Raw genomic sequence first — 12,771 nt, 5'->3', positions numbered from 1 at the left:
TGATAAGCATGAGTACAAAGCCACTTATCCTACACAATGTTTCCGTTGGGACGCGTTTATTGCCCTTCAGTGCTCAGGTTGAACGCGGGGCGCTCATTCATATCATTGGCCCAAACGGTGCGGGCAAAAGCACGCTACTCGCGCGGATCGCGGGAATTTTACCCGGAGAAGGTCGGGTGATGCTTAACCAGCAGAATCTCGACGCCTTAACTCCAGCAGAGCTGGCGCGTTGTCGTGGCTATTTACACCAGCAACAGCAGCCTAGTGCATTGATGCCTGTTTTCCAATACCTTGCGCTTCATCAGCCCGTGGGGTGTGATCTTGCTCTGGCTGATCGTGTGGTAGGCGACTTGGCCACGTCATTGGCGCTGGGTGACAAACTTTCACGCCCGTTAACCCAGCTATCTGGCGGTGAATGGCAACGTGTACGTATCGCGGCTATTTTCCTGCAAGTCTGGCCGGCGCTAAACCCTCAGGCTTCGCTACTATTGTTAGATGAACCCATGAATAGTTTGGATATTAGCCAGCAAGCAGCGGTCGACCAATTACTTCATCAGCTTACCGACGCAGGGATCAGTGTTATCGTCAGCGCACACGATCTTAATCATACTCAATCGCATGCACATCAAGTTTGGATGTTGCGCGCGGGTGTTATGCAAGACCAAGGGCCGACTACCGAGGTGATGACCGTAAAAAGCCTATCCAAACTTTATGGAATTAATTTTCGAGAGTTAGAAAGTGAAGGGCAGCGTTGGTTTATCTACCAGAATCACATTTGATATAGATAATAAATAATAAGCATGGAAAGTAATAAGCCTAATATTTAATAAACAGTATCCTCAAATTTCTGCGCTATCTCACTTAAATCAATATTTCCTCAACCAAATTCGTACTTTCTTGTGTACATTCGCTATGTTTAGGCTGCGTTTATCTTAATGTTAATCTAAGCTTTTATACTTATTATCGCGCTTAGATAATCGCTAGAACTCATTGATTATGTAGTCACTTGGGTCGACTGTTTCGAGTCAAATCCTCTGCATAGATAAATTGTAAGGTAACGGATGAAAGAGTTTCTCCCATTTTCAGTCCCCTCAATGGGGGAGGATGAAATCGCTGCAGTTGCTGAAGTATTACGTTCAGGTTGGATTACCACAGGACCTAAATGTCAGCAGTTAGAATCGGCTTTTAGTCAATATGTTGGCGCTAAACATGCTATTGCGGTTAGCTCTGCTACGGGCGGTATGCATGTTACCTTAATGGCGTTGGGTATCGGTGCTGGCGACGAAGTTATTACTCCTTCCCAAACGTGGGTCTCTACGCTCAATGTTATTACCTTGCTAGGCGCAGAGCCGGTGATTATCGACGTTGACCGTGATACGCTAATGGTTCAACCCGCCGAAATTGAAGCGGCTATTACGCCGAAAACTAAGGCCATTATACCGGTGCATTACGCTGGTGCTCCCGCTGATTTGACCGCGCTGCGCGAAATTGCCGCGCGCCATAATATTCCATTAATTGAAGATGCTGCGCATGCGGTTGGTACTCGTTTTGGCGAACACATGGTGGGCGCGCAAGGAACCGCTATTTTCTCCTTCCATGCCATCAAAAATATGACCTGTGCTGAAGGTGGCATGGTTGTGACTGATGATGATGAGCTGGCAGATAAAGTTCGCTGTTTCAAGTTTCACGGTCTGGCTGTTGATGCCTTCGATCGTCAAGCATTGGGGCGTAAGCCACAGGCTGAAGTTGTTGCACCGGGCTACAAATATAATCTGGCTGATATTAATGCGGCGATCGCCTTGGTTCAGTTGGAAAAATTACCGGCTATGAATGCGCGTCGTCAGCAATTAGTTGCACGTTATCTGCAAGCACTTCAAGGTTCGCCATTGTTGCCGCTTAAGGTTCCCGCTTATCCACATCAGCATGCATGGCATCTCTTTATGGTACGTGTTGATGAATCCTTGTGTGGCATCGACCGCAATACGATGATGGAGAAGCTAAAAGAACACGGTATTGGCACCGGACTGCATTTCCGCGCCGCACATACGCAAAAATATTATCGTGAAAAATATCCCGATCTTAGTTTGCCAAACACCGAATGGAACTCGGCAAGTCTTATGACCCTTCCTCTGTTTCCAGACATGCAAGATAGCGACGTCGATCGCGTAGTGAAGGCATTGTCTGACATTTTGGAGTCACGCTGTGAGTAATAATGAAGTGATTAAAAATGAGGCTGACGAAATAAAGAAAGTATCTATCGTCATCCCTGTTTTTAACGAGCAAGAAAGTTTACCCATATTAATTAAGCGGACTCATGCCGCGTGTGATCTTTTAAATAAACCGTATGAAATTATTTTAATTGATGACGGTAGCCATGATGATTCTGCTGAAATATTGACTCAGGCCGCTGAAATTCCAGAAAACCACATCGTTGCTGTGTTATTAAACCGCAATTATGGTCAGCATTCCGCCATTATGGCTGGTTTTAATCAGGTTTCTGGCGATCTGGTTATTACACTTGATGCAGATTTACAGAACCCACCGGAAGAAATTCCTCGCCTAGTGGCAACGGCGGAGCAGGGTTATGACGTTGTTGGAACCGTGCGCGCCAAGCGTAAAGATACCTGGTTCCGCAAAACTGCCTCTAAGATGATCAATATGATGATTCAAAAGGCGACCGGCAAGTCGATGGGCGATTATGGCTGTATGCTGCGTGCTTATCGTCGTCCGATTATTGAAGCTATGCTGCACTGTCATGAGCGCAGTACGTTTATTCCCATTCTAGCCAATACCTTTGCACGCCGTACCATTGAAATTGACGTGCGCCATGACGAGCGTGAGTTTGGTGAATCGAAATACAGTTTCCTTAAGTTAATTAATCTGATGTACGACTTGGTGACGTGTTTAACCACCACACCGTTACGTCTTCTCAGCATCGTAGGCAGCGTGATTGCCCTGTCTGGTTTCACCCTAGCGGTTTTATTGATCGCTATGCGTCTTATTTTTGGCCCGACCTGGGCGGCAGAAGGGGTATTCACGTTGTTTGCCGTGCTCTTTACCTTTATTGGTGCTCAGTTTGTCGGCTTAGGTTTATTGGGAGAGTACATCGGGCGCATCTACAACGATGTGCGTGCTCGTCCACGCTATTTTGTACAAAAAATTGTCTCCGCAGACGCGCTGAAGACACATGTCTCTGTTGAACAACAGGAAGAAGAGTAATGAAAGCCATTGTATTTGCTTACCATGATATCGGCTGTGCGGGTTTGAAAGCGCTAAAAGAAGCGGGTTATGAAATCTCAGCTGTGTTTACCCATACCGATGAGCCGGGTGAGAACCATTTTTATGGTTCGGTTGCTCGTGTCGCAGCCGAGATGGCGCTGCCGGTTTACGCGCCAGATAACGTGAATCATCCGTTATGGGTTGATCGTATTAAGGCCTTAAAACCTGATGTCATTTTCTCTTTCTACTACCGTAATATGCTGAGTCAGGACATTCTGGATATTGCGCCGCGCGGTAGCTGGAATTTACATGGCTCGTTGCTGCCAAAATATCGTGGGCGTGCGCCTGTGAACTGGGCTTTAGTCCACGGGGAAACTCAAACGGGTGTAACGCTGCACCAGATGACGCGTAAGGCGGACGCCGGTGATATCGCGGGGCAACTGGCAGTAGAGATTAGCTCAGACGATACGGCGTTAACGCTGCATAGTAAAATCCGTGACGCTGCGGTGGCACTTTTAGGCCAACAGCTGCCGTTGATCAAAAATGGCGATGTAAAAACAACCGCGCAGGATGAGTCTCAAGCGACCTATTTTGGCCGCCGTACCGCTGCTGATGGTTTGATCGACTGGAGCAAACCAGCATCAACCGTACATAATTTGGTTCGTGCGGTCACCGAGCCGTATCCTGGTGCATTCAGCTATCTGGGCGATCGTAAGATTACCGTTTGGCGCAGCCGTATTGTTGAAGATAAATCAGGTAGCAGACCAGGCACCGTTCTGTCAGCCAAGCCGCTCGTGATTGCCTGTGGTGAAAATGCCCTAGAGATCGTGACGGGTCAAAGCGACGCCGGTTTATATGCGCAAGGTTCGCAATTGGCCAATGAAATGGGCATCGTGGCAAAAGTTCGTCTGTGGGATAAGCCAAATAGCCTGATTAAGCGTCGTACACGCGTATTGATTCTGGGGGTGAATGGCTTTATTGGTAACCACCTGACTGAGCGTCTGCTGCAAGATGATAACTACGATATCTATGGTCTGGATATCGGCTCAGATGCGATTGAACGCTTCATCGGCAATCCGCGTTTCCATTTCGTTGAAGGCGATATCAGCATTCACAATGAGTGGATTGAATACCACATCAAAAAATGTGATGTCATTTTGCCATTGGTGGCAATCGCAACCCCGATTGAATATACCCGTAATCCGCTGAAAGTTTTCGAATTGGACTTCGAGCAGAACCTGAAGATCGTTCGTGACTGTGTGAAATATCAAAAGCGTATCGTGTTCCCATCCACCTCAGAGGTGTATGGCATGTGCAACGATAAAGATTTTGACGAAGATACGTCTAATCTGATTGTTGGGCCAATCAACAAACAGCGTTGGATTTACTCGGTGTCTAAGCAACTGTTAGACCGTGTGATCTGGGCCTACGGCGCTAAAAATGAACTGAACTTCACGCTGTTCCGTCCGTTTAACTGGATGGGCCCGCGTCTGGATAACCTGAATGCTGCACGCATCGGTAGTTCTCGCGCCATTACTCAGCTAATCCTTAATCTGGTAGAAGGCTCACCGATTAAGCTGGTGGATGGTGGGGCACAGAAACGTTGCTTTACCGATATTAGCGATGGTATCGAAGCGCTGTTCCGCATCATCGAAAATAAAGATGACAACTGCAATGGGCAGATCATCAATATTGGTAATCCAGATAACGAAGCCAGCATTCGCGAGCTTGGCGAAATGCTGCTGGATTGCTTTGAACGTCATCCATTGCGTTCTCATTTCCCGCCGTTTGCAGGCTTCAAAGAGATTGAAAGCAGCAGCTACTACGGTAAAGGCTATCAGGACGTTGAGCATCGTAAGCCAAGTATTAGCAATGCTAAACGCCTGTTGCATTGGGAACCAACGGTAGAAATGAAACAAACCGTAGAGGAAACCTTGGATTACTTCCTGCGCACGGTTGATCTCACCGGTGAGGCACAATGAAACGAGTTGGCCTGAGAATTGATGTTGATACATTTCGTGGTACCCGAGATGGGGTACCGCAGTTATTAACCATGCTGCAAAAGCATGAAGTCTTAGGGAGTTTTTTCTTTAGTGTCGGTCCGGACAATATGGGACGCCATTTATGGCGTCTGCTCAAGCCGCGCTTTTTGTGGAAAATGCTTCGTTCTCAGGCCGCATCATTGTACGGATGGGATATTTTACTGGCCGGCACTTGCTGGCCAGGCAAATTAATCGGCAAACCTCATGAGCTGATTATTCGTCATACCGCGTCGTTAGGTCACGAGGTGGGGTTGCATGCTTGGGACCACCACGGTTGGCAAAAAAACGTTGGTCATTGGTCGGATGCGCGCCTGAATCAAGAGTTTCAGCGTGGGCTGGCCGAGATGCAGCGCATTTTAGGCTATTCGGTAGAGTGTTCAGCGGTTGCTGGATGGCGAGCCGATCAGCGGGTAGTGGATATGAAGCAATCCTATCCCATGAGGTATAACAGCGACTGCCGTGGCAGAGAGCCATTCCGTCCTCTTTTGAGTAATGGTAAAACCGGCACGGTGCAAATTCCCGTGACGTTACCAACTTATGACGAGGCGGTGGGAACCCTCACCACCGACGCTCAGTTCAATGACTTCATCATTAATGCGATTAAAAATGACTCTGGTACGCCGGTATATACCATTCATGCCGAAGTAGAGGGGATCGTTAAGGCGGAGATGTTTGAGCAGTTGCTGATCCGTTTAAAAGCCGAAAATATTGAATTTTGCCCGCTGTCAGCGCTGTTACCAAACGATTGGAAACAGCTCCCAACGGGACGTATCGTTCGTTCATCATTCGAAGGGCGCGAAGGCTGGTTAGGATGCCAAGCACCCGTCGCAGAAACCCCAGCGGAGACGTCTTTGTGAGAGTGATAAAAACACTGTCCGGTTTATTGTTCGCCTTGCTGTACCTGTTACCTCTTAACTGGCGCCCACTCTGGCAGCCAGATGAAACTCGATACGCAGAAATTAGTCGTGAAATGTTGGCGCGTGGTGATTGGACTGTGCCACATTTGCTAGGACTGCGATATTTTGAAAAACCCGTCGCGGGCTATTGGATTAACAATATTAGCCAATGGATGTTTGGTGACAATAATTTCGCGGTGCGTTTTGGTTCGGTTTTTTGTACGGCGTTAAGCACGTTGCTGGTCTTTTGGCTGGCAATGATGATTTGGAAAAATACGCGTACGGCCATTCTGGCTGCGGTGATTTATTTCAGCATGTTCTTGGTGTATGCGGTCGGAACCTATAGCGTTCTGGATCCGATGATTACGCTATGGATGTCGGCGGCGATGGTGAGTTTTTACCTCACGCTTAAAGCAACCACAAATAAAGGTAAAATCGGCGGTTATGTCCTGTTGGGTATCGCCTGCGGCATGGGCTTCATGACCAAAGGATTTTTGGCCTTGGCTCTGCCGGTTATCAGTGTTTTACCCATTGTTATTCAGCAAAAACGCCTAAAAGAATTGTTCCTGTTTGGCCCGATAGCGGTGGTCGTTGCCGTCATTCTTAGCGCTCCATGGGCGTGGAGTATCTATCTGCGTGAGCCGGACTTCTGGAATTATTTCTTCTGGGTTGAGCATATCCAGCGTTTCGCCGAGTCTGATGCGCAGCATAAAGCGCCGTTCTGGTACTACTTACCGGTACTGGTTGCTGGCGTGATGCCTTGGCTGGCGCTGCTTCCAGGGGCGATTCGCCACGGCTGGCGCGGTCTTCATCCCGATAGATTCTTCCTGTTTAGCTGGCTTGTGATGCCGTTCCTATTCTTTAGCATCGCGAAAGGTAAACTGCCGACTTATATTTTACCGTGTATGGCGCCGCTAGCGTTGCTGATGGCGCACTATGTTTCTGAGCTGATTGCGCAGGGCAAATGGCGTACGCTGAAAGTGAATGCGGCGATCAATATTCTGTTCGGCGGGGTTCTGGCATTAGCCGTGATTGTGATGGCGGTGGGTAATTTCAAATCCTCGCTGTATGCCCCTGGCGAGTCGAGTGAGATCGTCGTTGGCGTACTCTGCTTTGTTGGCTGGGCGGTATTTGGCTGTATCGCACTGGTTAAAGGGGCGAAATACTGGCTATGGTCGGCGGCGTGTCCTCTGGTGCTCGGTCTTTTCATTGCTCAGGCGGTGCCACAGAAAATCGAAAACAGCAAAAATCCGCAGGCATTTATTGCCGATGTAATGCCACAGTTAGCGAGCAGTCGTTATGTGCTTAGCGACGAAGTGGGTATTGCGGCTGGATTAGCGTGGGAGTTAAAGCGTAGCGATATTCTGATGTTTGATTATTCGGGTGAGTTACGTTACGGCCTGAATTATCCTGACGCCAAAGGTCATCGTATCAATAAGGACGAATTTGCTGCTTGGTTAGCTAACGCTCGTAAAGAGGGCAATGTCAGTCTGATGATTCATCTTTCCAGAGATGAGCCGTTAGATCATGAAGGTTTGCCAAAAGCGGATAGCGTCGAGCAACGGGATCGTTACGTCGTGCTGTTCTACAAGAAAACCCCTCAATGAGTTATTTGTTGCTCTTGCTCGCCAGCGTATTTACGTGTGGCGGGCAACTTTGTCAAAAACAGGCGGTGGTATGCTGGCAACAGAAACCACCGTCCTCACGTCTTCCTACCACTTTGCGCTGGTTGCTTGCGGCCTGCTGCGCACTCGGTATTGCCATGCTGCTGTGGTTATTAGTGCTACAGCGTATGCCACTGGGTATTGCTTATCCTATGCTGAGCATCAACTTTGTGCTGATTACTCTGTGTGCGCATTATTGGTTCGGTGAAAAAGCGAGCGCGCGTCATTGGTGCGGAGTGGCGCTGATTATGTTCGGAATTTATCTAATGAGCCGTGGATTGTGATGAGTAAAGGCTATTTTTGGGCCGCGTGCAGCATTGTGTTAGTCAGCGTTGCGCAGGTGCTAATGAAATCGGGTATGGCGGATATTCCCATTATTTCTTCTTTGAGTATGGAGCCTCTGACCCTGTTGATTGCTTATGCAACGCCGCTACTGATAGTGAGTTTGGGCATTTTAGGCTATGTGATGTCGATGGTGTGTTGGTTCTGCGCACTGCGCTATTTACCGCTAAACCGCGCTTATCCGCTCTTAAGTCTGAGTTATGCATTGGTGTATCTGGCTGCGGTATGTTTACCTTGGCTGAACGAGTCCGTGAGTTGGACAAAAAATGCAGGCGTACTCGCTATTTTACTTGGGGTTTGGCTCATCAACAGCGGTAAAAAAGAGTCTTCCCACTGATGTTCGCTATCCGCAAACACCAGTGGGGTGCGGATACTAAAGGAGGTTAACGTAGGCCACGCGAGTGATTGTTTTTAGACCAACTAAAGGTTTCATTGCTGGGGACTACTTTCTGTTTCTTCTTCTCTGCACGTAGTTTCTTCGCTTCTTTCTCTAATTCCAACGCAATTTCATTCAGGATCTCATCTTTGATTTTATTCTGCTCTGCGTTGGTCAATGGGCGTTCTAAACTTTTTCTGGCTTGTGCTTGCTTGACTTTTACGCGTTGTAACTGGCTCTCATTGAGGTCTTTCAACGTCAGTTTTTTCATTGTGCGGCACCTTGAGTCAGATATTCTGGGTATCAGTATTACACAGACATGCTCATTTACAGTTAATTAATACGAATATTCTAAAATTTCCGCTGACGTAGCAAAATAATCACGCTAAATTTGCATAAATCGGGGCTAGCAGGTAAATATGTTTAAGATTCGTACAATTTACCAATAAATCAGCCTGACCAATTCGTGAGGCAATGAAGAGAAGCAAAGGGAAATTATGCGTCTTGGTTTTTTAGTCGTAGTGGCAAGTTTAGTTTTGGCCGGCTGTAGTCATAATGCACCGCCGCCAAGTGGAAAGCTGTCTGATTCAATTGCCGTAGTGGCTCAGTTGAATGAACAGCTACGCCAATGGAATGGTGCGCCTTATCGCTATGGTGGATTGGAACGTAACGGCGTGGATTGCTCTGGTTTTGTCTACCGTACTTTCCGAGACCGGTTTGAGATGCAATTACCGCGTACGACCAAACAGCAAACATCCTTGGGAACTAAAGTCGATCGCGACGAGCTGATGCCGGGCGATCTGGTGTTCTTTAAGACGGGGTCAGGTGAGAGTGGGTTGCATGTGGGGATTTATGATACCGATGAAACCTTTATTCACGCTTCCACCAGCAAAGGCGTAACGCGTTCCTCATTGGACAATGTTTATTGGAATAAAGTCTACTGGCAAGCGAGACGCTTATAACGCTGGCTAATCGGTCGAATATTTAATAAACGCTCTTTTATGAGCGTTTTTTTATCCCACTCATCTGAAATAAGCTATTCCTGCCACAGCCGACGGCCTGAATGTTATGATACCCAAAATAATTCGAGTTGCATTGAGGTGGTAAGTAAGCGAGCGCGACCAACAAAAATGCAGCTTGAAGTATGACGAGTATATATTGATACAGCGATTAACCGGAACTTACGGATGACCACTTTACGTTTACTGATTTCAGACTCTTATGACCCTTGGTTTAATCTTGCGGTTGAAGAGTGTATTTTTCGCCAAATGTCGCCAACGCAACGCGTACTATTTTTGTGGCGTAATAACGATACCGTTGTTATTGGTCGAGCGCAGAATCCTTGGAAAGAGTGTAACACCCGTCGAATGAGCGAGGATGGGGTGAAGCTGGCGCGCCGAAGCAGCGGTGGCGGCGCGGTATTCCACGATCTTGGCAACACCTGCTTTACGTTTATGGCCGGTAAACCTGAATATGATAAAAGCATTTCTACCGGTATCATTCTCGATGCACTGCACAGCTTAGGGCTGACGGCGGGGGCTTCAGGCCGCAACGATTTGATTGTGACTACCGCCGATGGCGAGCGTAAGGTTTCGGGCTCTGCCTATCGTGAAACTAAAGACCGCGGTTTTCATCATGGGACTTTGCTGCTGAATGCTGATCTCAGCCGTTTAGCCAACTATTTGCATCCCGATCCGAAAAAACTGCAGGCCAAGGGGATTACGTCGGTGCGTTCCCGGGTGGCGAATTTGGTTGAGCTCATGCCAGATATCACCCATGAGCAAATTTGTGACGCTGTCACGGAATCATTCTTTAAGCATTATGGTGAGCGGGTAGAGGCAGAGCATATTTCCCCGCGCTATGAGCCCGATATGCCTAACTTCAGCGAACAGTTCCTCAAGCAAAGTAGCTGGGAGTGGAATTTCGGTCAGGCTCCCGCGTTCAATCATCAGCTGGATGAGCGTTTCGTTTGGGGAGGCGTAGAGTTGCACTTTGACGTTGAACGAGGATTGATTACGCGAGCTCAAATGTTTACCGATAGTCTTAATCCTGCGCCACTTGAGGCATTAGCTGAACGTTTGCAAGGCGTTATTTACCGTAGCGAAGAGATTAGCGCCGTGGTACAGCAGCTTGCCCAAGATTATCCCGAACAGCAAACCGAGCTCCGCGATTTGAATCAGTGGCTATTGCAGCAAGTGAAATAAACTCGCAATCTCCCTACAGAGTACCGGTGTTTGTCACGGGTTATGCGCTCTACACTGTAAACTAAGATGCAGTAAAAATAAGAGGGCGCATGACTCCGTTTATTAATAGCTACCATGACGAGTTACCGGGATTTTATGCCGAACTTAAGCCTACACCGCTCAAAGATGCTCGTGTGCTCTACCACAGCCAGCCATTGGCCGCCGAGCTGGGCTTAGACGCCGAATTTTTTAGTGGCGAATCTGCGGCGGTATTGCGTGGTGAATCGCTGCTTGAAGGTATGAATCCGATAGCTCAAGTTTATAGTGGGCATCAGTTTGGTGTATGGGCTGGTCAACTGGGCGATGGTCGCGGTATTTTGCTCGGCGAGCAACAACTGCCTGATGGCCGGAAATATGATTGGCATCTCAAAGGCGCAGGGCTAACACCATATTCACGCATGGGTGATGGACGAGCGGTTCTGCGTTCGGTTATCCGAGAGTTTTTAGCCTCTGAGGCTTTACATCATCTTGGGATTCCGAGTTCGCGGGCGCTGAGTATTGTCACCAGCCAGCAGCCCGTGTTCCGTGAGCAGCCAGAACGCGGTGCAATGCTATTGCGCGTGGCGGAAAGCCATCTTCGCTTCGGTCATTTTGAGCATTTCTATTATCGCGAACAGCCCGATGAGGTGAGAAAACTCGCTGATTATGCTATCCGTCACCATTGGCCACACTTGGTTGATGATAAAGATCGCTATGTCCTTTGGCTGCGAGATATTACTGAACGGACTGCGCGTATGATTGCGCTCTGGCAGTCGCAGGGTTTTGCGCATGGTGTGATGAATACCGATAATATGTCGATTCTCGGGCTGACCATCGATTTTGGCCCTTACGCATTTCTTGATGACTATCAGCCCGATTTCATTTGTAACCACTCAGACTATCAAGGGCGCTACGCGTTTGATAATCAACCCGCGGTCGCTTATTGGAACCTGCATCGGTTGGGACAGGCGCTTTCTGGTCTCATTAGCGCCGATCAGATTCGTGGCGCGCTTGATGCCTATGAACCTGCATTAATGGTCGCTTTCGGTGAACAGATGCGTCAGAAATTGGGCTTCTTTAGTCGTCAGAATCAGGATAATGATTTACTCACTGAACTGCTCAGTTTGATGGCGAAAGAAGGGCGCGACTACACACGCACATTCCGTGCATTGAGCGACGTTGTGTTGAGTGATAGCACTATGGCGCTACGCGATGACTTTATTGATCGTGCTGCATTTGATGGGTGGCATCAGAAATGGCGATTACGGTTGCAGCAGGATGGTGTCGACGATGTCACTCGCCAGACTCAGATGAAAGCGGTGAACCCGAAACGGATTTTGCGTAACTATCTGGCACAGAATGCGATTGAAGCCGCAGAAAAAGACGACGTCAGTGTATTAACGCGTTTGCATCAGGGACTACAGAATCCTTACGAAGATGATGCGGCCTTCGATGATCTCAGTGCGTTACCACCGGATTGGGGGAAGAAGCTGGAGATATCGTGTTCGAGTTGATTGATGGTTTCAGACTATTTCTCTACAAGAATGGTGAAGGTTTTCGTCCGCCCGTCAGTATTTTTGTTTCCATGACACGGCTGGCGTAGGCGTCCGGCGAGAGGTTACCAGCGCGTAACCTCTCGACTCTCGCACTTTTTACCGCGTCGCTTGGCCGATCGGTCTCGGAGCGCATATCCTGTACGCCCTCAACCTACCGCCATCTTCCCTGATGGCGGTTCTATCAGGCATTCTTTCAACACGAAAATGCGTCAGAATCTTTTTATGTAAAAATGGTGAAGGTTTTCGTCCGCCCGTTAGCATTAATTTCTCCATGAACCCGCAGGCGTAGGCGTCCGACGAGAGGTTACCAGCGCGTAACCTCTCGACTCTCGCGCTTTTTACCGCGTCGTTTGGCCGACCGGTCTCGGAGCGTACATCCTGTACGCCCTCAACCTACCGCCATCTTCCATGATGGCGGTTCTATCATGCATTTCATCTAACACGAAAAGACAAA

The 12,771-nt window shown here is 48.3% G+C and carries 12 protein-coding genes; 11 read left to right on the top strand and 1 reads right to left on the bottom strand.

The window, feature by feature from the left end; genetic code table 11:
• Window positions 1–8 precede the first annotated feature (8 nt).
• From btuD to arnF, 8 genes are all read left to right on the top strand, one after another.
• Complete coding sequence (gene btuD / locus M988_RS10275) at window positions 9–779, top strand: vitamin B12 ABC transporter ATP-binding protein BtuD (protein WP_064574066.1); 771 nt, start codon at window positions 9–11, stop codon at window positions 777–779.
• A gap of 282 nt (window positions 780–1,061) precedes the next feature.
• Window positions 1,062–2,210, top strand: a complete 1,149-nt coding sequence (gene arnB, locus M988_RS10270) for a UDP-4-amino-4-deoxy-L-arabinose aminotransferase (RefSeq protein WP_064574057.1) — start codon at window positions 1,062–1,064, stop codon at window positions 2,208–2,210.
• Entirely contained in the window at window positions 2,203–3,219 is a 1,017-nt protein-coding gene (gene arnC / locus M988_RS10265) for an undecaprenyl-phosphate 4-deoxy-4-formamido-L-arabinose transferase (protein WP_064574055.1), read from the top strand. Before arnB ends, arnC begins: the two co-directional genes overlap by 8 nt.
• On the top strand, window positions 3,219–5,201 hold the full coding sequence (gene arnA, locus M988_RS10260; RefSeq protein ID WP_008813432.1) for a bifunctional UDP-4-amino-4-deoxy-L-arabinose formyltransferase/UDP-glucuronic acid oxidase ArnA: 1,983 nt from the start codon (window positions 3,219–3,221) through the stop codon (window positions 5,199–5,201). Before arnC ends, arnA begins: the two co-directional genes overlap by 1 nt.
• Complete coding sequence (gene arnD / locus M988_RS10255) at window positions 5,198–6,118, top strand: 4-deoxy-4-formamido-L-arabinose-phosphoundecaprenol deformylase (RefSeq protein ID WP_008813433.1); 921 nt, start codon at window positions 5,198–5,200, stop codon at window positions 6,116–6,118. The genes arnA and arnD overlap by 4 nt, the downstream gene beginning before the upstream one ends.
• Window positions 6,115–7,764 carry a lipid IV(A) 4-amino-4-deoxy-L-arabinosyltransferase gene (gene arnT / locus M988_RS10250; RefSeq protein WP_039186815.1) on the top strand — a complete coding sequence of 550 codons (1,650 nt, stop codon included), beginning with the start codon at window positions 6,115–6,117 and terminating at the stop codon, window positions 7,762–7,764. Before arnD ends, arnT begins: the two co-directional genes overlap by 4 nt.
• Window positions 7,761–8,105 (top strand): 4-amino-4-deoxy-L-arabinose-phosphoundecaprenol flippase subunit ArnE, encoded by a 345-nt coding sequence (gene arnE / locus M988_RS10245; protein ID WP_004089915.1) that lies wholly within the window; start codon window positions 7,761–7,763, stop codon window positions 8,103–8,105. Before arnT ends, arnE begins: the two co-directional genes overlap by 4 nt.
• A complete protein-coding gene (gene arnF / locus M988_RS10240; protein ID WP_008813435.1) occupies window positions 8,105–8,500 on the top strand; it encodes a 4-amino-4-deoxy-L-arabinose-phosphoundecaprenol flippase subunit ArnF in 396 nt (131 codons plus the stop codon). The genes arnE and arnF overlap by 1 nt, the downstream gene beginning before the upstream one ends.
• Before the next feature lie 46 nt (window positions 8,501–8,546).
• Here the strand turns inward: arnF and M988_RS10235 are convergent, their stop codons facing one another.
• Entirely contained in the window at window positions 8,547–8,810 is a 264-nt protein-coding gene (locus M988_RS10235) for a YjbD family protein (protein WP_008813436.1), read from the bottom strand.
• A 226-nt stretch (window positions 8,811–9,036) separates the two neighbouring features.
• Here M988_RS10235 and M988_RS10230 point away from each other — a divergent pair, with 226 nt between their 5' ends.
• The 3 genes from M988_RS10230 (at window position 9,037) to M988_RS10220 (ending at window position 12,275) form a co-directional block, all read left to right on the top strand.
• Entirely contained in the window at window positions 9,037–9,501 is a 465-nt protein-coding gene (locus M988_RS10230) for an NlpC/P60 family protein (protein WP_004089898.1), read from the top strand.
• 225 nt (window positions 9,502–9,726) lie between these two features.
• Window positions 9,727–10,743 carry a lipoate--protein ligase gene (gene lplA, locus M988_RS10225; RefSeq protein ID WP_061060070.1) on the top strand — a complete coding sequence of 339 codons (1,017 nt, stop codon included), beginning with the start codon at window positions 9,727–9,729 and terminating at the stop codon, window positions 10,741–10,743.
• Window positions 10,744–10,832: 89 nt separating this feature from the next.
• Window positions 10,833–12,275, top strand: coding sequence for a protein adenylyltransferase SelO (locus M988_RS10220; protein ID WP_064574053.1), 1,443 nt, complete (start codon window positions 10,833–10,835; stop codon window positions 12,273–12,275).
• Window positions 12,276–12,771 lie beyond the last annotated feature (496 nt).

The organism is Hafnia paralvei ATCC 29927, assembly GCF_001655005.1.
GTDB lineage: Bacteria > Pseudomonadota > Gammaproteobacteria > Enterobacterales > Enterobacteriaceae > Hafnia > Hafnia paralvei.
The sequence above is the reverse complement of the archived record's forward strand: the minus strand, read 5'-3'. Positions and strand labels throughout refer to the sequence as shown.